Here is a 23,160-nt window from a genome sequence, read left to right as displayed (position 1 = left end):
TTGGGAAAATTTGTCTGTGTATTCCCTCCATTAGCAATTTACTAATTAATGACGAAACCGCGTTTAATTTGTTCGCTTTCCATAGCTTGAAATAATGCCTGAAAGTTACCTTCACCGAAACCTTGAGCTAGAAAACGGCGTTCAATAAACTCAAAGAAAAAAGTTGGTTGTGGAAAAATTGGCTGGCTGAAGATTTGTAATAATAGTTGTCCTTGGGGAGCATCTTCATGCCAGTCTACTAGTATTTCTTGGTGAGCGATCGCTTGTAATTCTTGGGGGGAAAGGGAAAATTTATATCTTTTTTGTAGCTGGGAATAGTAATTTTCAGGAACAGAAAGAAAAGATAAACCAGCAGCCCGAAAATGAGCGATCGCATCAACAAGATCCAGTGTCCGCAAAGCAATATGCTGAATCCCTGCACCTCTATTCACATCTAAAAATTCCTGAATTTGTGAATTAGGTGAAGCTGGTTCATTAATTGGTAATTGGATATTACCATGGGGCGAAATCATCACCTGACTATGCAAACCTGAACGATCAGTTTTAATGTTAAAACTTTGTTGAGCTTGGAAATCAAAAATTTTTTGATACCAATTAATAGCATTTTCCAATTCACCAACTTCTACATTCAGAACTAAATGATCAATCGCCATAATAGGAGCGTGGATAATCTTTTCTCCCTCGGCTTTTTTTACCTTTTTTCTGGTAATTAATGTATGATTAAAGCCACCCCAAGCAGCAATTTTGGCATACTTATACAATACAGCATCTTGAACAGGTTCGAGAACTGTAGCACCATTGCTGATAGCCTTGGCTGTTAATGCTTCCACATCCTCAACGGCAAAAGCTACATCAGCTACACCAGGAGGATATTGACGCAAAAATTCAGCCACTGGGCTAATGTCTAAAATCGCAGAAGAAAGTAAAAAGTAGACAGATCCACTTTTTACTATTTCCGTACAAGTATGCAAGGATTTTTGATGATGAAAAATACCATCATTTACTACTTGAAACCCAAGACAATTTACAAACCAATCTCGCCACCTTTGGGCATCTTCGACATAGAAGTGAACGTGATCAATTTGCAGCATAATTTATTGACAATCTAGTGAGGTAATTGGTGATTGGTAACTTGCCCTGAGCGTAGCCGAAGGGTTGGTAATTGGTGATAAAATTCCAGTTTTCATACTGGACATCCTTAAATCCTGTGCTATGGCTAACGCCACGCTCCGCGAACGACTTCTCTAACTAGCAACTTACAGTATTATCTAATTACATCCTAAAAAAATAAATGACTTTCAGGTTGAATATTAATCTCCATTGGTATGGCTTGAGGTTCAGCAGATAAAGCATAAAAAATAGCATTGGCCGCAGTTTCACAACTGAGCATTTTTTGGCGATCTACTTTTAAATTTACCTGATCCCAAAACGGGGAATCTATCCCCCCAAAGTAAAAAAGTGTGATTTTCACACCAAAGCGTTTCAGTTCTTCTGCAATACATTTACTAAAACCAACCACACCAAATTTAGACGCAGAATAAGCAGCGGCCATGGGCATTGAATGTTTACCCAGAATACCGACAACATTACAAATATGACCTGATTTACGTTTTTGCATCTCTTTAGCTGCGGCTTGAGTCGTATAAAAGCAGCCTTTTAAGTTCAGATCCACCATTTTTTCTAAATCTGCTGGTTCGATGTTGTTGTAGGCTTTGAGAATACCTGATCCGGCTGCATTTACCAAGACATCAATTTGTCCAAACTGAGCTATTGTCGTTTGGATTAATACTTCTACCTGTTGGGGTTGAGTAATATCTGTGGGAACTGTCAATACATCTCCTGGTAGCTCATTTGCTAATGCTGCTAAACTTTCACCGTCTCTAGCTGCGAGTACCAACCTCGCACCTGTGGGTGCTAGTTGACGAGTTAAAGTTGCACCAATACCACCAGTAGCACCAACAATGACAATAACTTTATCTTGTAGCATCACAGTATTTACATCTCTTTACAAACTATATTTATGATAGTCTATCTCAGTATCGTGGGTGTCATACATCTTTGAGCGATCGCTTTAGCGCACAATTTTTTTCTAATTAGGACTTACGCAAGATTGAACTCAAAATCTTATTCTTGCGTAGGGGTAATTCATGTAGCTTGCTTCCCGAAGGGTATTACCCCTACTTCCGTTCTGTTTTGTTTGTCCTAATTCGACTATTTTACCACTGTGTATAACTTCAATGTGATGCTTTCGGGGAGGGTAGCGATCGCCCCAAAATCTGATCTTTGCATCAGTATTTGTGGGAGTCAGGAGAATCCCATCCATCACCATTGATTTACTAATATTACTTATAACAACTTCTCTCGGCGAATATAGCATCAGCTTGTTTATGTTGATAAGGAGGTAATACTTGTAAAGCGTGATGAAATTGGGCAATTTCTTCTGGTGTTAATATTGCTAGTATGTAAGGATTTCTCTCTTGGGTTTTAAGATCCTCTTTTTGTGCATCAACAGCTATAATCAATGGCAACTGTTCAATTTGATCTGATGATTGGTTAACCTCTTGATTTTGTTCTATTTTATTAATAGCCAACTCCGGATAAATATCACTTTCAATAATATTAATAATTCCTGGTAAATATTCATCCATCATGGTGACATTGGCATAAACTAAATTTTTAATGAGTGCATAACTCAGTTGATCTCCATCTACATCTATGCTGGTTTTATAACGAATTTCTCCATCATTAAAATCCATTTCAAAGTTACCATTAATCATGCCATAATTTGCCCTGGTAATAAATTCTGCAATGGTTAATCTTTTATCTTCTGATATTTGTACAGGACAAATGGAATAAAATACAAATTGTTTTTGTTCTTCTCTAACTTTGGCGTAGCAATTCCATCTCCCATTATCGCCCTCAAAAGCCAAAAGTAAAGAATCTTCATCATCAATTTTCCGAAATTGCCAATCATCTTTTTCAAAAAATGCGATTACATTGGCAAATATAGATTGATCATTTTTATAGCTACCATGACGATTTTCATCTGACCATTGTTGTAATGATTTAGCCATTACTCCTACTAATTCAGCGGTAGTTTCTTCGGCAATATTTTGAAATTGAATATTAGCTAATTCTTCTAATAATTTACTAATTTCTGTAATTGTTTCTGCTGTTTCTATTTCCGCAAGTTTGGGTAAGTTATCATTAGTCAAATCTTGAAAATATTTGAGGATAACTGTAGATATTTGAGATTGAGAAATATCCTCTTTTACCAAAATACTAGGACTAATATAATTCCAGAAAGTTCGATAACCGACTTCTTTTTGATCTTGAATTTGTTTAACTTCTAAAATAAACCAATTTTCTGTAAAAAATAAAGGATGATTTGGTTGAGATTGATTTACAGAAGTTAGATAATTAGCTATGTTGTTAATATTGGTTGCTGATTCAGTTAGTTGAGAAAGTAAATGAGGATGAACACTAGCTTCTATGTAAATTTCTAATGTAGAATCAAAGTCAATTAATGTTTCATTAGTTAATGCTTCTGGTTTCAGGTTAAATAATGATTCATTAATGATGCGAGAATAAAGTTCTGAATTAATACAGAAAGTAATATGACAATTAGTTAATTTATTCTCTTCTTTGGTTAAGGATATATTAACTATTGTCAGATTTAGATTTGTGTGGGAAGAGGAATGTAGAAAAATTTGGTGATGGAGAGGATGAGTATTTAAATTCATGTTTTTAGTAGTTATTTTGCTTATTAACATAATAACTGAAAACAGTGTGGGCAAATTCTTTTACTTCTTCATCTGGATTTGTCATTTATGCTTCTAGTTTAGATGAAATTTTTAGATACCAACTATTTCAAAAGATTCTAACAAAATATAAGCCTTATTCCGCACTTTATCATCTAAATCATTCTGATAAATTTTCTCTAAAATTGGTTTAAATTCAGTCCAACCAATATAGGCGATCGCTTGAATTACTACGTTCCGTATAATTGGCGATGAATGTTCTAGAGTTTGACATAATATGTCAAACAACTCAGAATCATAAGGCTGAGTAATCGCAACACCTAAATGAAGAATAGCAGTTTTCATTTCTTCTATAGTTGTAGCTATTTTGACACAATCAATAATTTCTTCTAATGAATAAAAATGGATTTCATACTCTTGCAACTCTAAGAGAGTTTTTTCCATATCTTTCCCCTTAATCACTAAATAAGGAAACCCAACAACATAGTCTTCAATATAATGCAACCCTGTTTGTTGATCTGAGGTTATCCAAGTTAGTTCAAAAGGAAGTTGATTTTCTATATCCTGTTCTTGTCTTCCCCATAGTAACCAATTGTTTTCCCAGGTAAAATCCATAATATCATCCTTAATTGAAGGACTTTTTATAATTAGCCGTTGGAATAAATAACCATCCATAGCTTGTATTCAACTTCCGAATTATTTCCGTCAACAAAGTTTAGTAATTGTTGCCCAATTTGTATCAGTGCATCTGAGCATTCATCACTTAGCTGACAGAGTGTATTCAAGCAATTATTCCAAGAATCAACTAGTTGTTGTGGGTTCTCAAATTTGCAACCCATATTATTAAGGATTTGGTGGATGATTGTGTTATATTGAGATTACTTCCAATGTGGAAGATAGATATTTTTAGCATCACTAGTTTATCATATTTATACTTTTTAGTGCTTGATTTGGTTAAGAATACTTTGAGCAAATTGTTGAACATCTTCGTCAGTATCTTCCTGTACAACTTTTTCGATCAGTTTCACACTTTCAGGCCATAGTCTATAAGCGATCGCCTGAACAGTAGCTTCACGCAACAGAGGAGTAGGGTGTTTTAAGTAGGTTTCAAACACACGAAACACTTGAGGATCGAAGTTAGGAAAACCCACAGCAATCCGAAAGAGTACATCAACCACTTCGTCATGTTCAGTAGCTGTACTAGCCATCTCAATTAATTCTTCAGGTTCATAAGCTGGAAGTCTTCTAACAATCTCAAACAAAAGCTGCCTTATTTCTGGCCCACGTACCCACAAAAACCGAGTACCAACAAAATTTTCTACATCAGCAATAGTTGGTTCTCTTGTCAATACAGGTAAGTCTGTCATATTTCTTTTGAACCATGCCTTAATCGTATCTTTTTCTCGTTTATATCGTTCATCCCGTTTTTGGCGTATTTTTGTTCCTTGGCGAGGTGGGTCTTTACTTTTTTCCATTTCACTGGTTACTCGTCTAGCTCCTTGCTGCGCTCCGCCAAAAGATGCTGGATGTAAATCAATACCCTTATTTATATCGAGATGTTCTTTTCCTGTCTCTGGTGTCATCATCTGTGTAATCATTAAAGAATACACCAAATCGCGGCGGTGTCCCTGCGTACCTTTAGGATGGCTTGGTTCTTTTGCATACCAAAGCCCAAAAAGTTCGCCAATCGCCTCTCTCTGGTCTGTTGGGAGATCGGGTAATGCTTCTCCACGTAAAATTTTAGTGAACATCTCACCCACTTTGACATCAGCAAGTCGCTTTTTGAGTGTAGGGTACATATTTCCTCTATCAGATTCTAAACCAGCTATCTCCTGCCATTGTTCGTTGATAGGTGTAGGCTGATGCTTGTAACCTAATGGGCTTCCACTCTGTGTTGTTCCGATCTGGTATGCTTGGCGATCACGTAAACTAGTCAAAGCATTTCCTGGTTCTCTTAAGTCTAGAAAGGTTGATTCCCCTGGTATCGTTGAAGTTTTTCCTTCAGATGCGACTGGAATTGATTCTTCAGCTTTTATTCTTCTATCTCGATATGCTTGGCGATCGCGCAAAGTAACTGATGAAGTTCCTGATTCCCTTGATTCTAGGGAAATAGGATCTGTGGATTCTCTTTGTGTAGTTGAAGTTCCTTCTTTCAATGCTTCTGCGTCAGTAACATATTCTGAAGCAATTTTTTCCAAAACAGATAATACCTGATTAGTATCGAAAGTCCATCCATCTGCTAAATCTATAGTGGGATTTACTTTCGCAATAATATCAAATTTTCCTTTTTCTCCCACAACATCTAATTTTTGCAGACGATAGGCTAAACGCCAAATAGCTAATTGAGCTTTTAGTCTTAATTTAGAAGGTTTTTTAGCAATCAAAGTTTGAACTTTTGGTTTTAACTCACGTTCAACTTTTTCTACACGCTCTTTAATTTCTTGATCTTTTTCCTTATCTTTATCTTTCTTATCATCTTTACCTTTCTTATCTTTGTTACCCTTTTTATCCTTACTACCCTTCTTATCTTTATCTTTATTGTTCTTCCCTTTCTTACTAAACTTATCCTTCAAACCTTGAGCAATACCCTTAATTTTCCCTGCCACTTTCTTAGCAGCACTTACTAATTTCTTAATCAACCAATTAGAAACAAAATCAATCACAGTTACAGCCGCAGATGCTAACAAACTACCAAAAGATGGACCTGCTGTACCTGATTTAATTGCCTTCAAGAAAGCAATAAATCTTTCAAAAACTTGCAATATTTGTGATGCTGTTCCCCATGCTGCTTGTAATCCCTCAATCACAGTTAATATCATTCCCGCCGCCGGTACAAGCATTGATACTAATTTCTCTACTAAAATCCCAATTAATATTCCTGGTATGGCCTCCTTAATGCCATTCCAAGCCATTGTCCCAATTTCTGCAAGACTAATACCTCCTTGAATGATCATCTGAATCATATCTAAAGGTACGCCTAAAACAGATCAAGGTAAGAGTTTTAAAGGTTCAATTTAGGAATTTCATACCTCAATTCAGCAACGCCACATTTTTGAATACCTCATAATCCAACTTGAATAATTCTACGAATCTACAGAAATCTATGGTTTTTCCGAGCCTTTATTTAACATAGGCTAAATTAACTTAATCAATTTCGGTTAGCGGATGGTAATATTCAGTTCATTTATAACCATATCCAAAAGTTTTGACTGACCTCGAAACTTTTTAGAAATTAATAACAACTGTTGTTTCTGTTCTTGGTTAAGTGACCACGTTCGTAGTCCGTCAATCAAGACTTCTGCCAGTTCTCCATCTGCCTCTACTAACAAGCCAAGTAAAGGCTCGAACAATTGAGATGATGGAAAATTGGTTATTACCTGAATCAGCCTGATCTGAGCTTCTTGGTCAAGTAATGGCAAATGCTGAAGACACTCTTGTATTTCTCCAGATTGACTCAACTTCTGAGCCAGTTCAATAGCGACTTCGAGATAGTAGTCACCCCACCCATCAGGGCTAATCATGGGGTCAGTTACTATAGATAGCAGATCATCAAAAGTGGTCATATTGAATTCTTCTCTAGGGATTTAAATGTCCTATCCCAGGAAGATTTTGATTTTCTTGAAATGTGGGTTTATTTACTCTTCTATCTACCCTTATCCCTACTACTTCTCTATCGAATGTTTGATGGGTGGGATTTCTTTTGGTTTGAATATTCTGTTGTCCTATCCCAGGGAGATTTAGAACTTCTTGAAATGTAGGTGTATTTACTTTTCTATCTACACTTATTCCTACTACTTCTCTATCGAATGGTTGATGGGTGGGATTTCTTTTTCTTTGTGTTTGAATAGGGTAATCTATTGTTGATGTAGAGGGTGGTGTGTGGATTTTATTAACTACTTCTGTGGCAACGTTATCTGCTTCTTGTTCATATTTATCGTTGGGTTGCCCTATGGTTAATTTAGGTTGTATATTTGGTTGGGTTGGTGGTTCGGGTGGGAATATGGGAACATTTTTCAAGTCCAGTCCATAGGATTTCCCTGGTTCGTTTTCTGTTTCTAGGTCTATGTCTGTACTTGGTGGTTGTGATTTTTTGAGGGTATCACTTTCAAATGGCCTGGTTTGGAAGGGGTTTGACTGTGGTGCAGAGGTGTTATTTTGGCTGGTTTTTGTAGTTCGACTCTGCATGATTACACCCACAGTTTTTTTAGGATAATGTTATTATTTTGCCATGGTTTAGCAATAATTTGGGTATTCTGTTATGAAAATTATCCTAACTAACTCTTGCTCGTAAAGGTGTAAGAGATGTTGAGAATGGGCAAAAATCTGCTTTTTTTGTTCTAGTTCGACTATTTTACCAATGTGCATCACGGCAATGCGATGCTTTCGGCGATCGCTCAAAAACCAAAAATTTTGCTCACCATAAATCATGAGACAGGGAAACGCATCTAATTTATTTTGACAAAATGTAACTTATATGAATGCAGGAAAAGGATAACAAGAGGAGTTTAATATCACTCTATTAATTGTATAACAAAAAGACATTGCCTACTTGATTATGAGTTAATTTTTAATACTTACTTCCCATTTTTTACCTACTTGCTGAATTTTTAAAGAATTGCAAGAATGTAAAAATTTAACCAAACTACCACCAATTTGTAATTGTTTTATTTGCTCAGTTATTGGTTTACCATATTGTTGATAAAATTTACTGCCTAAAATACTAATATCAACTGAATTCTGATGATCTGCTGTGATTAAATCAGTCAGAATATTTTTGATTGCTTGCTCTAACTCTGGTGGGGAATTAATAGTAGATAATATAAGTTGAGTTTGTGAATTTTCCTGACTATTGTCTAACTTGGTTTGATGATGTTCAAACACCGTGACATATAATTCAGATTTTTCATCAATTTGATGAACTACAAACTCAGATGGATAGTTAATAAATACATCTCTAGCTTTTTTACCAGGGAAATGATGAGCAACTATCTGACTAATAGTTAATTGATATTTGCTTTTAAATATTTTAGACAGGATAGAAAGTTTAATCCAATAACTTGCAGTTTGTTTTTGCTGCAATTTAATTAACCCCTTGATTTGGGAAATAAACTGCTCTACAGATGGTATTTCTGGTAGGGGTTTGAGGGAATGATTGATAATTTCACTGGTTGAACTATTGAATAGTTTAATATTTTCCCCTTGCTGACTGACTTGATAAACTAATATGCCATTTTGCTGTAACTTATTACATAAGTTTGTCATTACTTTATCTGATGAACAAACAAAAACTTCTTGAACATTGGGATAGCGTTCATGAATAGAAGAACCAATAGCAATCATTTTACCATCAGCATTATCTCTACCAGCAGGAACATGAATTAAATCATAACCCCGTTCATGTAATTCTACATCTAATTTTCCCCGATTTGACCAATTAGCAAAAGCAATTTTAACTTGCAGAGGACAATTGCAAATTGTGGTTAAAAACTTTTCTGTATGAGTGTTGAGTTGGAGGTTTTCTGCATCTAAAAGTAAAACTGCTATACCAATAGATTGTCGCTGCGGAAAATGTAGCGAATTTGATTCAGGATTTTCGGAATTTAGTTGTTGAATAGAGGAGATTAAATCTGATAATAATTGGGAGTCAAAAGCAGCGGGAACAAGAATTGCTTTGAGTGAGGATTGCAGTTTTTGTAATAATTCATCCCAGGTTTGAGTTTGACTGAGTATGGCTTTAAACTTTGTACTTAAGGCTGATTTATTTGTAGGTATTTGCCAGTTAATAGTTCGATATTTTGCAATCAATAATTCGGGTTGTTGTTGTTGAATAGCAATAATTGATTGACAAATATGGGCAGAAATTTTTTGTAATAAGACAGAATCATGATAGGACATGGCTTACATTCTACAGTAGAGCATCCCGGGATGAAGTCTAAAGTCTGAAAATATACGTTCTCGTCACTTAGGCTTCAGGTAACTTCTATAACTTTAACTGTTACCTTACCTTGTGCCAACTGAATCTCTAAATTTTCCCCTATAGTTAATTCTGATACAGATCGAGGAATGACTCCATTCTCTGTTCTCACTACTGCATAACCACGCTGTAAGACGGCTTTGGGGTCAATACTGGCTAATTTTTGCCGTAACATTTCTAAATGTTGGCTGGCTTGTTGTAATTGTCCTGTGGTTATTTGTAGTAATTGCCGATGTTTCCAAGATAACTTTTGCCGTTCCTGTTCTACTTGTCTATCTAACCGCAATTGACGCAAGCGATGTTTTAACCCTTGGAGTTGCTTTTCTCTATTTGCTAATGATGAATTGACTGCTGTAGATAAGGCTGTAATTCGCTGCTGGTGTTGAATTTGTAAATTAGATAGTGAGGGAACAACGGTTTCGGCTGCGGCTGTTGGTGTATGTACGCACAAATCAGCGACTAAATCTGTTAAGGATTCATCTCTTTCATGCCCAATACCAGTAATGACGGGAATAGGACAATTAGCGATCGCCATAATGACTCTTTCATCATTAAAACAAGCTAATTCTTCAACTGCACCACCTCCTCTGGCTAAAATTAATACTTCGGCTCGACCATCTTGTTTGACTCGTTCGATGGCTTTAACTATGGATGCTGGTGCTTGTTCACCTTGGACTGTTGCGGGAGAAAATAAGATGTGTAAACCGGGATATCTATGTTTGAGGGTTTTTTGAATATCACCCCAAGCGGCTGCGGTGGGGGAGGTAACAACGGCGATAATTTGAGGATGTGGGGGAAGCGATCGCTTTCTTTCTGTATCAAATAGTCCTTCAGCTTCTAGGCGATTCTTCAGTTGTTGGTAACGTAACGCCTGTAAACCTGCACCCGCAGGTAAAGCTTGCCATACTGTTAATTGATACTCTCCTCTTTGGGGGTAAATACGAATACTACCTAAAATAATTAATTGTTCACCAGCAACGGGCATTTGTGCTAATTTTGCTACTTGACTATTCCACGCTACGCACTTAATCGAGGCTGTACCCTCAGTATCTTTTAATGTAAAAAATAGCCCGCTTCGGTGATGATTGGTACTGGAAACTTCTCCAGTCACCCACACTTGTCTGAGAATTTGATCTTGTTCTAATAGCAAGCGCAAGTAGTCGGTTAAACCAGCTACGGAAAGGGCGGTATCAGGAAATTCAAAGGTCATGACAGCAGGTGATATGAATGTATCTGAGAAGATTTTGGGAAAGTCTCTAAGGAATTTACCGCAGATTGAAGATGATGAACACGGATAAACGCGGATAATTTTATACTTCTATCATCAAATATTTCTTTTCACTGTAATGAATCAAAGGGGGACCATACAGGAAATTCTGTGCAATTATTTAATACTTCCAATTCTTCTGGAGAAAGTTCTGATAAATAATCATTGGGTTTGACTATTTTCTGGTGATGCTCTTGAATATTGTCCGCAGGTGGTTGTAAGTTATTAACGTCTAAATTTTTGGCAAATTGTTGGATATATTCCTGGAGATGTTCTACTACTTGTTGTTGGATATTTAAGGGTAGAGTTTCCATTAAGGAAATTAATGCTTGGATATGAGGAGGCATATTATTAACGTTTTTAACAAATAAATTATTCTAATTCTTCCATTGTTTTGATCACTTCTACTAATTTTTTAATATGTCCTAACTCATGTGTAGCCATTAGTGATATTCTGATCCGACTGGTACTGACTGTGGGGGGACGAATGGCTGGGGCAAAAATTCCTGATTTTCGTAAATGTGTTCCTGCTGTTAATGCAGCAGCTGCACTAGGCAATTGAAAACATAATATCGGTGATTCTGTTGGTAATAATTTTAAGTTAGGTAAATTATTTTGAATTAATTGTTTTAAATAATTGACATTTCGCCAGAGTTGCGATCGCCTTTGGGGTTCTTGTTGGACTATTTTGATGGCTGCTAGGGCTGCTGCGGTGTCTGCGGGGGAAAGGGCGGTAGTGTAAATCCAACTGGGGGCGCGATTGCGTAAAAAGTCAATTAGGGCGCTACTGGCGGCGACATACCCGCCTAAACTACCCAAGGCTTTACTTAATGTCCCAATTTGAATTAATTCCCTACCTGTACACCCGAAATGTTCTACACAGCCAGCGCCGGTTTTTCCCATGACTCCGGTAGCATGAGCTTCATCGAGTAATAGCATACAGCTAAATTCTTCAGCTAAATCTAGCAGTTGGGGTAATGGACATAAATCACCATCCATACTGAAGACGCTATCGGTAATGATCAAACAGCGTCGGTAATTCTTTCTGTGTTGCTGTAAATTTTGCAATAGTGCTGCAGTACCACCGTGCGGATATTCGGTCACCGTTGCACCGCTGAGAGTTGCCCCCTTTTTTAAGCTGGAATGGTTATATTGATCGGAGAAAATTAAGTCTCTTTTACCGACTATGGCGGCAATTGTGCCTAAATTTGCCAAATAACCGGAACTAAATACTAATGCGTCTTCAGTTTGTTTAGTAGATGCTATGCCCTGTTCTAATTCTCTGTGTAATTCTCGATGCCCACTGAGTAACCTCGAACCTGTGCTACCAGTGCCGAATCCTTGAATAGCATTAATGGCGGCTGTTTGTAAGCGTTCATCTCCTGCTAGTCCTAAGTAATCATTACTGGCAAAATTAATAACCTCTTGCCCAGATAATACCACAGTTGCACCGGGTCGGCTGTGAATCGTTTGTACGGAGCGATACCAGTCAGCCCGATGAATGGTGGCCAGAGATTCGTTTATCCAAGCATAAGGATTATTATTCATGATGAATTATGAACACTTTACTTCACTACTGCTGAGATAAGCGATCGCTTGTCTAATCCAATCTTCCACATAGGCATTTTTGGGTAAACCAATATCTTCGCTAACTACGTGCAAGGCGTGACTAACTTCATGGGCAGTATATCCCAAAGCAAAGAGAGTCATTTGCACTTCTTCTAAAATTCCTGGTGCCGGTCCGCCTGTAGCGACGAAGAAGCCTGCTGATTTGCGCCATTCGATTAGTTTGCTTTTGATTTCTAAACAGATGCGTTCAGCGATTTTCTTACCCACACCAGGGGCTTGAATTAATATTTGCACATTACCAGCAATAATAGCTTGGACTAACTCTGGTAATTCCATTGTATCCAAGAGAGCGATCGCTAATGCTGAACCAATACCACTGACACTGAGCAAGTGGCGGAATAAATCCCGTTCGGAGGGGGAAGAAAAACCGTAAAGCATGGGTATTTCGTCCCGAATCTGGTAATGGGTAAAAATTTGTACTACATCACCTGTTGATGTTAACTGCTTGGACAGACGTTGGGGAATTTGCAAATCATAACCCGTGCCATTTACTTCTAACGTCAAGATGACGCGATTAGAGCCAAGGGTTTGAACACCAGCAACGATACCTTTGAGATAGCTAATCATTTTATTTAAGAAACGGAAATACTGTAAACCTTCGCAAAAACTCTATTGCTTGACCTTTATCGCTGGTATGGGGTAAAATGTCAAGGTCATTTTCACCACTATAGTAAATATTTTTTTTTCTGGTAGAGTTGACGGTAAAAAACAGGCGATCGCCCTGTCAGATAAAATATGGAGTATAATTTGCAACAATTTCTATTTATTACTGATCTAGACCACACCCTCGTGGGTGATGATCAGGCAATGGAAAAACTGAATCAGAGACTAAATTTGCATCGTCAGGAATATAATACAAAGATTGTTTATTCTACAGGGCGATCGCTGTTTCTGTATCAACAACTGGAAAAGGAACAAGAAGATAAAGACAAAGAACTTCTCAAACCAGATATTTTGATTTGTGCGGTAGGCACAGAAATTTATAATTATGATGCTCAATATAAGTTAACTCTCAATGAGCAATGGTCAGAGCATTTATCTCAGGATTGGGATAAAGAATTAGTTAAACAAATAGCTGATAATTTTATTAAATTAATACCACAGCCAGAAAGTGAGCAAAGACCTTTTAAAGTTAGCTACTTCTTAGAAGAAGAAAATGCTACACAAGTTCTATCGGAACTAGAGAACTCTTTAAGAAATGTTGGATTAGATATTCAAGTTATTTATAGTTATAGTGATCATAAAAGTTATAATAATTTAGATATTTTGCCCAGTCAAGCCAATAAAGGTATGGCAATGACTTTTGTGCGGGAACATTTAGAAATAGATGCAGCAAAAACCGTTGCTTGTGGTGATTCTGGTAATGATATTGCTTTGTTTGCCAACAGAGAAGAAAAAGGTATTATTGTTGCCAATGCCAAACAAGAATTATTAGATTGGCACAACGAAAACCCCAACGACAATCGTTATTTAGCAACAACTAAATTTGCTGCTGGAATAGAAGAAGGCTTACAGTATTTTGGTTTTTTGGTAGAGTAAATATTGCTCATTTAATTTCGGCAACGTTGATAATAAATATAGGCTACATGATCGCCTGGATTTTTTTGTAAACAATCATTAAATAAACGCTCCGCATCTACTAATTTTCCTTGATTATAAAGTAATAAAGCTTCCGCAAATATTGACAAAGTAGCTAATTTTTGATATTTTATTTCTGGTAAATCTGCATCAAACACTTCATAAACTGTCACTGCTTGAGATTTACCTTTTACTTTAACTGTATCAATAATTCTCATGTTATAGTTACTAGGATTTTTTAATTTTGCATAAGTATATTCGGTAATTAATAGAGATACACCATAATTTTTCGTTAACCCTTCCACGCGAGAAGCTAAATTAACAGCATCGCTAATTACAGTACCATCCATGCGATTTTTTCCGCCTACAGTTCCTAACATTAAATACCCTGTATTGATGCCAATACCAATTTGTAATTTAGGACGATTAGGACTACCTCTGTTAGTATTATTATATTCATCTAAAAGTTTCAACATAGCAATACTAGCTTTAACTGAATTATCAGCTTCTCCACTAAATAAAGCCATAATTGCATCACCAATATATTTATCAATAAAACCATTATTTTCAGTAATAGCTGGTTCCATGAGCGAAAGATAGGAATTAATAAATTTGAAATTATCTTCTGGGATCATAGTTTCTGAAAGTTGGGTGAAATCGCGGATATCAGAAAATAATACCGACATTTCTAGTTGTATTTGATCACCTAATTTAACATCAATTATGCTGGATTTATTTAAAAGTTGTAAAAATTGATGAGGTATAAAACGAGCATAAGATTCATTTTGATTAATTAGGCTAGTATTAGCTAAACGTAACTCATTTTTTACTTGATCATTTTCATTAAGAATTGCATTTAAAACTAAAGTTGTCATGCCAATACAGGCAATAAAAGACTGTAATAATAATAATGAATTTTTAATAGATTCTTGCACAAAAGAACTATATCCTTTAACTGTACCAATTACCACGATTACGGTAATAATCACTAGCAATAAAGTTGCACCTAATTCTTTAAATCTAAAGGCAGACCATACCAATAAAGGTACTAATAAATATTCTACATTGTGTCCAGTATAAATAGAGCCACTAATTACTAGGGTTAACAATAAAATGATGATAGATTCTACCCAGAAACGGTGTAATAAATGATTAAAAGAGATAATATTTTTATGCCATGCAACAATCAAGGGAGTAAAAATAAGAATTCCAAAAGAATCACTTAACCACCAAGTTAGAGCAATATCTGTATAAAGTTGCCAAGGAGCTTGACCAAAAATACACAATAATAATGGACACAAAATAGCCACAGGTAAATGACTCAAGAAACAGCCATAAACCATAAATTGAATGGTATCTTTAGCTGTATTTAAAAAGTATTTATTAGCGATTAAATATTCCATCCAATAGACTGAAAGAACCTTTCCTGCTGTGACAATAACAACTATCAAGATGGTGAAAATTAAAGTTTTAACACTTGTCCAAGCTTGAAAAATGGTGAATTCAGCGATGAATACACCTATAAAGACTCCTAACCATAGAGGATAACCCCAAATAGCAATTAACCCTACAGCAATACCTCCAGGAATCCAAATAGGAGTTGATCCAGTGTTAGGATAGGTTGTGAATGTGTGGGATAGTAAAGCTGTAATATAGTAAGTGATTGCCACTACAATCTGCTTCCACCAAGCAACTCGATGAAAGCTAAATAAATCTAATTGGGGATAAGTATTAAAAAATTTTAATTGTGGTGGCATTTTTTTAAAGCTTCAGTGAAGGTAAATATGTTAATAAGTTTAGTCATAAAACCAAAACCACTAAATAAGTATGTGGAATAAAATAAAAATATATTTTGTTTGGTAAAATAGCTAAAAATCAACCAAAATAACGCATTTAGGCAATTTTACAAATCATCACATATTTTGGTTGTCTTACGTCCATCTATTTGTAATCTTCTTGCAAAGTTTCAATTAACAAATCCACCTGTTGCTGTCGCTGCTGCAAAAAACTATCACATTCCTTTAGATACTCAACCGCAGTCGCAAATTCTGCAAATACATCTGCTAGTTCTAACTCACCTCCTTCAATGCGCGTGATAATAGTTTCAATTTCTGCTATCTTAGCCTCATAACTTCCCCCATTTGATTTACTGGAGTTAGCCGAATTATTCCGTTTAACCATAAAATTTCCTCCCTAAATAAACTATGAATGCAAACAATAATACAACAATTGGCGGTATATATGAAGTCTGCATTGGTGTTACAGATGCTGTTTCTGCAATTCAATATTGGCAGCAATTTGGCTATCAGATTGGGAAAATAGGAGAATTAACTGCAACCACAGCTTATCAATTATATGGGGTAAATTCACCTTTACAGGCAATTCGTCTTCACCATCAAAATACAGATCATGGATTAATTCGGTTAATGATTTGGCAAAATCCCACATCTGCGGGTTTAGGTGTCAGTTCCATGAAAGTGAAAGGTAATCGTTGGGCTACTACATTAACTGCTGATATATTAGGTATTTTAAATCATGCCGAAGCAGCAAAAGCAATTGGTGAAAATATTCTTTACACACAACCTCACTGGGAAGTAATTTATAACAAAGACAAAAAAAGTCGTCCTTTTGTAGAACCGCTGGTAGGAGTACGAGAAATGCTATTACTTCAACCATTAACTCGGCAAGTTTTATTTCAACGCTTTGGTTATAATGTCCCTAATTATGGACATATTAATGATCATGCACCTTTGCAAACTAGTCAGTTTACTCATGTCGGGATAGTTGTTCAAGATGATAGTAAAGAAATTCTCAAATTCTATGAAGAAGTTTTAGGTTTATTGCGTGTGCGTGATGATGTAGAAACTACTTATGAATCATCTTTAGCAGGAAGAGAAATTTTTGAACTTAACCCAGAGGAGAAATTCATACATACGGCTTTTGATGATCCTCTTTCTTCGCAAACTGACTTTATGGCAGTCCGAAGTGGTAGACTTTATATTATTCGCTTTCCAGAAAATATTACCTTAAAATCTCGCTTTGCAGATGCCCAACCGGGAAGTTTAGGAATGTGCCTTTATACATACAAAGTTCAGAAAATAGAGACTTATTTTCAACGAGTGCGAGAAAGTGCCGCAAAACAAATTACAGAAATCGTTAGTAATGAATTTGCCGAAAATAGTTTTTCTTTTGTTGCACCAGATGGCTATTTTTGGACTTTAGTAGAAAGTAACTAAATATTCAAAGCACTATTTTGATTTATCTCTGTGTCTCTGCATGAGACAAAAAATATAAAGACGTTCCATGGAACGTCTCTACAAAAATGCTAAAAGATATCTAAGTAGGTGAACAGAAAAATTTAAAGGTATGTGAAGAAAAGTAAAATCGCCCAAAACTCTCTTCCTGTTCCCTGTTCCCTTGCCCCAACGACAATTTTTAACGCCCACCTACTTATTAACTTTGAGCAATACCTTCTTCCCGTGCAGCTTGTTTGACAGCAGCAGCAACAGCAGTAGCCACACGCTTATCAAAGACAGAAGGGATAATATGCTCTCGATTCAAATCAGAAGGCTTAACTAAAGAAGCGATCGCATTGGCAGCTTCTAAACACATCGTTGTGGTAATTGTACTAGCCCGACAATCTAAAGCCCCACGAAACACCCCAGGAAACGCCAGGACGTTATTGATTTGATTGGGGTAGTCACTCCGACCTGTAGCCATGACAGCAACGTTTTTAGGGGCTAATTCGGGTTGAATTTCGGGAATGGGATTAGCCATGGCAAAAACAATTGCATCTTTCGCCATTCCTTGTACCATTTCTGGTGTTAAAACTCCCGGTGCGCTGACACCAATAAAGACATCTGCACCTTGAACTGCACCTGCTAAAGTGCCTTGGGCTTTCACAGCAAATTCGACTTTTTCTGGGGTTAAGTCGGTACGGGTAGTAGATATAATGCCTTTAGAGTCACACATCCAGATGGTTTCCGCACCAGCTTTGCGGAGTAAACGAGCGATCGCTACCCCAGCCGCACCAGCACCATTAATAACAATCCGGATGTCTGCAATTGACTTCTGGACAAGTTTAAGAGCATTTAATAATGCTGCCAGTGTGACAATTGCTGTACCATGTTGGTCATCATGAAAAATCGGAATATTTAATTCTGCGCGCAGTCTTTTTTCAATTTCAAAACAGCGTGGTGCAGCAATATCTTCTAGATTTACACCACCAAACACAGGAGCAATATTTTTAACTGCTTTGACGATTTCATCTGTATCTTGAGTATCTAAACAGATCGGAAAAGCATCAAGCCCAGCAAATTCCTTAAACAGCATGGCTTTCCCTTCCATAACGGGTAAAGCTGCGGCTGCTCCCAAATTCCCCAAACCCAGGACAGCACTACCATCAGTGACGATTGCCACAGTGTTTTGTTTAATAGTTAGATTGTACACTTCCTCTGGATTTTCGGCGATCGCTTTACAAATTCGGCCGACTCCAGGAGTATAAGCCATAGCTAAATCGGAAACACTTCTTAACGGAATTCTACTAACAATACTGATTTTCCCGCCCCGATGTAAATTAAAGGTGCGATCGTAAACATCAATGACATGAATATCTGGTAATACTTTTACTGCTTGAACAATAGTTTCCGCGTGTTCGGTACTAGCAGCATCAACTGTAATATCACGTATAGATTCTTGACGAGTTTGTTCAATTAAATCAATTTGTCCTAGATTACCACCACTGGAAGCGATCGCTTGAGTTACAGATGCTAACATCCCCACTCGATTGGGAATCTGCAACCGCAGGGTAACACTAAAACTTGAATTGGGAGTAAGATTTGTCATTGTAATTATTGATTTTAAATTTTAGATTTTATATTGAATTGCTACAGAAATTTTTATTTTTACAAAAAAACCTAACATGACAAATATCCCTATTCCCTATTTGTCACCTTCTGAAGCTAATACGCAGCTAAATTTAATTTAGTGAAGTGAGAAAATCAGCCATCAAACTCTTATCTTTTCCCTATTCCCTGTTCCCTGTCACCTTCTTACTTAATTAACCTTTCACCATTTCCAACGGTGTTTGAGACAAATTACCAAAAAAGTCATAATGATCTAAAGCCTCCAAAATACCCCAAGCATAATTCCCTTGAGCAAAGTAAACCTGTGGAACACCCCGCAGCTTTTCAATTTCTGGGTTGTAATTTCCTACCACAACACCTAAAGTATTACCACCAAGCATAGTTTCATCATTACCTGATGCCCCTGCTACCAAGAAGCGGTTAACAGGTAAACCCCATTTTAAAGCCACATAGCGAATTGCATCTCCTTTAGAAGCCCGGATAGGTACTAAGTCCAGATACATATTGTGGCTATAAATCCCCTTGACTGGCAGTTGTTGACGACGCAAATGGCGGATAATTTCCCGGAAGCTTGGCGCTTTGGCTTCATCAACAAAATAGCTGATCTTAAACTTGCGTTGAGATTCTGGTGGTTGCAATTCCACACCAGGGATATTCTTCATCGCTTGACGAATTGCTTGAGCTTGCCATTGATAACCAATATGTTTTTGCCAACTTGTATCTGTAACAATCTGCGGACCATAGTAGATTTCACTACCTGCTGATGTAATTAACAAGTCTGGCATGGGGAAGCGCCATTCTTCTAACATACTCAAGGTACTTTCTAAAGAGCGTCCAGTAGCAATACCAACTCCGGTTGTATGTCCTTCGCTACGAATGCGATGAATCAATTTTTCTAAAGCTTCTTTATCACCCAATAGCGTATTATCAATTTCACAAACTAGAAAACGGTCTGCCGTTGGTAGACGATTGGTATCTGGCACATTCCACTCTGGATGATCAGCAGCAGGAGATGCAGGTAGAGGACTGAGTAAAGATTGAATTCGTCGTTGAGGAAATAAGCGGATTTTTTCTAGATATTTCTCAACATGACTATCCCAAGAAAAATATTTGCAGACATTAACCGAGCCATTTTTAGACCAGCGTTGCCATTTTTCAGGATCTGTTAGAGTTGTACGCAGAGCAGCTTGTATTTCTTTAATATTCAGGGGATCAATTAGCAAACCATTCTGGCAAGCTGCTAAGATATCCCTGGGACCGCCGTCAGCAGTAGCAATAATAGGTACACCAGAAGCACTAGCTTCTATCAAAGTTAACCCAAATGGCTCTGTTAGGGCTGGATTAATAAAGACTCCTTTGGTTTTAGCCGTCAGCCGATATAAATCTGGAACATCATCAGCATTATGGTGTTTGGGATAAGCCATAAAACCATAAAGATCATAGCGATCTATTAATTGCAATATCTCGATAAATACCTGACGAGGACCCGATTCCATCGTCATGATGTCATCTCGTTTTCCCAATATAATTACCAGGTTAGCCAGTTTCCGTAACTCAGGATCTGAGCCATAAGCTTTAATCAGACTACTGACGTTTTTCCGAATCGCTGGACGAGAAATCGCCATGATCATCGGCTTTTGGGGATCTTTGAGAAAACGCTCTAATTCTTTTTGAATGGGTGGGTTTTGCCAATCATCTGCGGCTGAGTAAAAGCGATCCAAGTCCACACCAGGAGGAATAACCACCATTCTTTCTGGTTGATAGCGATCGTATACACTGTACTGCTGCTCAACTTCTTGATTTGTACTGGCTATAACTAAGGCTGCACCCCCCAGGGTAATTTCTTCTGCTTCGATTCTGGTAGTAATATGAAAATTCTCTTCAATCGCTTCCTGTTTCGTTCCTTGTTCTAATAATCGTTGCTGTTTGACTCGTCCCAAGGAATGACCAGTATGCACAAGAGGCGTTCCTAACCAACCAGCAACCCGACTACCAACATATCCCGCGTCGGCGTAATGTGTATGAATGACATTTGGTATTCTTCCCACTTTGCGGATATGTCGGAGTAATTCATCTGCAAAGGTATCTAAATGTGGCCAGAGAACTTCTTTGCGGAGATAACGACGTGGACCACAAGCAAGACGAATAATTTGGGCTTTGTCTGAAAGTATTTCTATCGGTTGGGCATAATCAGGGCTAACTTTGGGATCATTTACCAGTCTTGTGACTAAATCAACTCTTTCTACTTGGGGACTTTTGGCTAATGTGTTGGCTAGTTCGACTACATATTTTGTTTGTCCGCCGGTATCGGCATCTCTTCCTAGCTCTAGATTATGACCTCTAATTAAACCATGAACACTGACGAGTATAATGTACAGTCCTGGGCTGTTGGACATTTGTCTTCCTCCATAATTGACTGTATAGTTGGTGATGTCTAGTCTTTTACTAAATTGATTTTGTAGTTACAAGTGAAACATCTATCATACAGGGAAGTGGCACAATTCGCCAAATTTAACAAGAATATTGCTATTTTTTGCTACATCAGCTTAGTAACTATTAAACCAGATTGAACTGCTGATATGACTTTATCTAAGGTCAGATTTCCTTGATTTGATAATGTGTCTGCGATGTGAATGAGAAAAGCAGTAAACCAGTTACAGCAGATGGCAAGATCAATCTTGACAAACAAAAATACCCCCCATTTCTGGAGGGTATCTTTTAATTATCTGAATTTTTCAGATTAGCCGTTGATTGCAGGAGCAGTCAAAGCAACAGGAGCAACTTCACTAGCAGCCAAGTCTAGGGGGAAGTTGTGAGCGTTACGCTCGTGCATTACTTCCATACCCAAGTTAGCGCGGTTGATTACGTCAGCCCAAGTAGCGATAACGCGACCTTGAGAATCAATAATGGATTGGTTGAAGTTGAAACCGTTCAAGTTGAACGCCATTGTGCTTACGCCCAAAGCGGTGAACCAAATACCAACTACTGGCCATGCAGCCAAGAAGAAGTGTAATTGACGGCTGTTGTTGAAAGAAGCGTATTGGAAAATCAAGCGACCGAAGTAACCGTGAGCAGCAACGATGTTGTAGGTTTCTTCTTCTTGACCGAACTTGTAACCGTAGTTTTGTGATTCGGTTTCAGTTGTTTCTTTAACTAGAGAAGAAGTAACGAGTGAACCGTGCATTGCAGAGAACAAAGAACCACCGAATACACCAGCTACACCCAACATATGGAAGGGGTGCATCAAGATGTTGTGTTCAGCTTGGAACACAATCATGAAGTTGAATGTACCGGAGATACCCAAAGGCATACCATCGGAGAATGAACCTTGACCGATTGGGTAGATTAAGAATACTGCGGTAGCTGCTGCTACAGGTGCAGAGAAGGCTACGCAAATCCAAGGACGCATTCCTAAGCGGTAAGACAATTCCCATTCACGACCGAGGTAGCAAGCTACGCCGATTAAGAAGTGGAAAACTACCAATTGGTAAGGACCACCGTTGTACAACCACTCGTCTAAGGAAGCAGCTTCCCAGATTGGGTAGAAGTGCAAACCGATAGCGTTAGAAGAAGGAACAACTGCACCAGAGATGATGTTGTTTCCGTAAATCAAAGAACCTGCAACTGGCTCACGGATACCGTCAATGTCAACGGGAGGCGCAGCAACGAATGCAATGATGAAGCAGGTGGTAGCAGCTAACAGGGTAGGAATCATCAATACTCCGAACCAACCGATGTAAATCCGGTTTTCGGTGCTGGTGATCCATTCGCAGAAGCGATCCCAGACGTTAGCGGTTGAACGCTGTTGAATGGTTGTGGTCATTTTATGAGTGCTTTATTTTCGTATGATGTTGATAGGTTGTTTTGCCTATCTGTATTCAACATTAAAATATAAGTTGAGTTTTGTAAAGATAATTATAATTAGTATTTGTTATATCAGTTATATGTTTTGCTAATGTATTGAGGTTTACAGAATTTTAAGTCAGGAGTCAGGTTGCAGAAGAGAAGATTTTCCTCCTTGCTCCCTGCTTGCTATCTAAAAGACATCTCCAGAAAAGTAGAGACGTTCCATCGAACGTCTCTACA

General features: G+C 37.5%; 21 protein-coding genes. 2 read left to right on the top strand and 19 right to left on the bottom strand.

Features of this window, described 5'->3' with window-relative positions:
* Nucleotides 1–41 precede the first annotated feature (41 nt).
* From hppD to FJR04_RS25435, 14 genes are all read right to left on the bottom strand, one after another.
* Nucleotides 42–1,091 carry a 4-hydroxyphenylpyruvate dioxygenase gene (gene hppD / locus FJR04_RS25500; protein ID WP_174763589.1) on the bottom strand — a complete coding sequence of 350 codons (1,050 nt, stop codon included), beginning with the start codon at nt 1,089–1,091 and terminating at the stop codon, nt 42–44.
* Between the two features lie 188 nt (nt 1,092–1,279).
* Entirely contained in the window at nt 1,280–1,987 is a 708-nt protein-coding gene (locus tag FJR04_RS25495) for an SDR family oxidoreductase (protein WP_168500217.1), read from the bottom strand.
* 355 nt (nt 1,988–2,342) lie between these two features.
* Nucleotides 2,343–3,743, bottom strand: coding sequence for a YbjN domain-containing protein (locus tag FJR04_RS25490; protein ID WP_168500143.1), 1,401 nt, complete (start codon nt 3,741–3,743; stop codon nt 2,343–2,345).
* Between the two features lie 111 nt (nt 3,744–3,854).
* Nucleotides 3,855–4,376: a HEAT repeat domain-containing protein gene (locus FJR04_RS25485; RefSeq protein ID WP_168500141.1), complete on the bottom strand. Its 522-nt coding sequence runs from the start codon at nt 4,374–4,376 to the stop codon at nt 3,855–3,857.
* 323 nt (nt 4,377–4,699) lie between these two features.
* Nucleotides 4,700–6,724 (bottom strand): hypothetical protein, encoded by a 2,025-nt coding sequence (locus FJR04_RS25480; RefSeq protein WP_168500139.1) that lies wholly within the window; start codon nt 6,722–6,724, stop codon nt 4,700–4,702.
* Nucleotides 6,725–6,919: 195 nt separating this feature from the next.
* The gene (locus FJR04_RS25475; RefSeq protein WP_168500137.1) at nt 6,920–7,324 is read right to left on the bottom strand and encodes a hypothetical protein; all 405 of its coding nucleotides are present in this window, start codon (nt 7,322–7,324) and stop codon (nt 6,920–6,922) included.
* Nucleotides 7,325–7,337: 13 nt separating this feature from the next.
* On the bottom strand, nt 7,338–7,946 hold the full coding sequence (locus tag FJR04_RS25470) for a hypothetical protein (RefSeq protein WP_168500030.1): 609 nt from the start codon (nt 7,944–7,946) through the stop codon (nt 7,338–7,340).
* A gap of 48 nt (nt 7,947–7,994) precedes the next feature.
* Nucleotides 7,995–8,189, bottom strand: a complete 195-nt coding sequence (locus tag FJR04_RS25465; protein WP_168500135.1) for a hypothetical protein — start codon at nt 8,187–8,189, stop codon at nt 7,995–7,997.
* A 132-nt stretch (nt 8,190–8,321) separates the two neighbouring features.
* Nucleotides 8,322–9,656, bottom strand: coding sequence for an NYN domain-containing protein (locus FJR04_RS25460; protein WP_168500133.1), 1,335 nt, complete (start codon nt 9,654–9,656; stop codon nt 8,322–8,324).
* A 74-nt stretch (nt 9,657–9,730) separates the two neighbouring features.
* Complete coding sequence (xseA, locus tag FJR04_RS25455; protein ID WP_168500131.1) at nt 9,731–10,945, bottom strand: exodeoxyribonuclease VII large subunit; 1,215 nt, start codon at nt 10,943–10,945, stop codon at nt 9,731–9,733.
* A 128-nt stretch (nt 10,946–11,073) separates the two neighbouring features.
* On the bottom strand, nt 11,074–11,349 hold the full coding sequence (locus FJR04_RS25450; protein ID WP_168500129.1) for a hypothetical protein: 276 nt from the start codon (nt 11,347–11,349) through the stop codon (nt 11,074–11,076).
* A 25-nt stretch (nt 11,350–11,374) separates the two neighbouring features.
* Nucleotides 11,375–12,550 carry an 8-amino-7-oxononanoate synthase gene (gene bioF, locus FJR04_RS25445; protein ID WP_168500127.1) on the bottom strand — a complete coding sequence of 392 codons (1,176 nt, stop codon included), beginning with the start codon at nt 12,548–12,550 and terminating at the stop codon, nt 11,375–11,377.
* Between the two features lie 6 nt (nt 12,551–12,556).
* The gene (gene ruvA, locus FJR04_RS25440) at nt 12,557–13,198 is read right to left on the bottom strand and encodes a Holliday junction branch migration protein RuvA (protein ID WP_168500125.1); all 642 of its coding nucleotides are present in this window, start codon (nt 13,196–13,198) and stop codon (nt 12,557–12,559) included.
* A gap of 1 nt (nt 13,199) precedes the next feature.
* Nucleotides 13,200–13,307: an HAD family hydrolase gene (locus FJR04_RS25435; RefSeq protein ID WP_371418142.1), complete on the bottom strand. Its 108-nt coding sequence runs from the start codon at nt 13,305–13,307 to the stop codon at nt 13,200–13,202.
* A gap of 59 nt (nt 13,308–13,366) precedes the next feature.
* On the opposite strand from FJR04_RS25435, the gene FJR04_RS25430 reads away from it, so the two are divergent.
* Nucleotides 13,367–14,170 carry a sucrose-phosphate phosphatase gene (locus tag FJR04_RS25430; RefSeq protein WP_168500123.1) on the top strand — a complete coding sequence of 268 codons (804 nt, stop codon included), beginning with the start codon at nt 13,367–13,369 and terminating at the stop codon, nt 14,168–14,170.
* An 11-nt stretch (nt 14,171–14,181) separates the two neighbouring features.
* Here FJR04_RS25430 and FJR04_RS26425 read toward each other — a convergent pair whose 3' ends face one another.
* Together FJR04_RS26425 and xseB are read right to left on the bottom strand one after the other, a co-directional pair.
* Entirely contained in the window at nt 14,182–15,966 is a 1,785-nt protein-coding gene (locus tag FJR04_RS26425; RefSeq protein ID WP_168500121.1) for an MASE1 domain-containing protein, read from the bottom strand.
* A gap of 184 nt (nt 15,967–16,150) precedes the next feature.
* The gene (gene xseB, locus FJR04_RS25420; protein ID WP_168500119.1) at nt 16,151–16,390 is read right to left on the bottom strand and encodes an exodeoxyribonuclease VII small subunit; all 240 of its coding nucleotides are present in this window, start codon (nt 16,388–16,390) and stop codon (nt 16,151–16,153) included.
* 23 nt (nt 16,391–16,413) lie between these two features.
* On the opposite strand from xseB, the gene FJR04_RS25415 reads away from it, so the two are divergent.
* Nucleotides 16,414–17,445, top strand: a complete 1,032-nt coding sequence (locus FJR04_RS25415) for a VOC family protein (RefSeq protein ID WP_168500117.1) — start codon at nt 16,414–16,416, stop codon at nt 17,443–17,445.
* Nucleotides 17,446–17,662: 217 nt separating this feature from the next.
* On the opposite strand, the gene FJR04_RS25410 is transcribed toward FJR04_RS25415, so the two are convergent.
* From FJR04_RS25410 to psbA, 3 genes are all read right to left on the bottom strand, one after another.
* On the bottom strand, nt 17,663–19,054 hold the full coding sequence (locus tag FJR04_RS25410) for a malic enzyme-like NAD(P)-binding protein (protein WP_168500115.1): 1,392 nt from the start codon (nt 19,052–19,054) through the stop codon (nt 17,663–17,665).
* A gap of 214 nt (nt 19,055–19,268) precedes the next feature.
* The gene (locus FJR04_RS25405) at nt 19,269–21,470 is read right to left on the bottom strand and encodes an HAD-IIB family hydrolase (protein WP_168500113.1); all 2,202 of its coding nucleotides are present in this window, start codon (nt 21,468–21,470) and stop codon (nt 19,269–19,271) included.
* Nucleotides 21,471–21,814: 344 nt separating this feature from the next.
* Nucleotides 21,815–22,897: a photosystem II q(b) protein gene (gene psbA / locus FJR04_RS25400; protein ID WP_168500111.1), complete on the bottom strand. Its 1,083-nt coding sequence runs from the start codon at nt 22,895–22,897 to the stop codon at nt 21,815–21,817.
* Nucleotides 22,898–23,160: the final 263 nt, after the last annotated feature.

The sequence above is a fragment of the Anabaena sp. UHCC 0204 genome (assembly GCF_009711975.1).
In the GTDB taxonomy this organism is placed as follows: domain Bacteria; phylum Cyanobacteriota; class Cyanobacteriia; order Cyanobacteriales; family Nostocaceae; genus Dolichospermum.
Note: the sequence above shows the minus strand (reverse complement) of the source record. Positions and strands in the feature narration are given on the sequence as shown.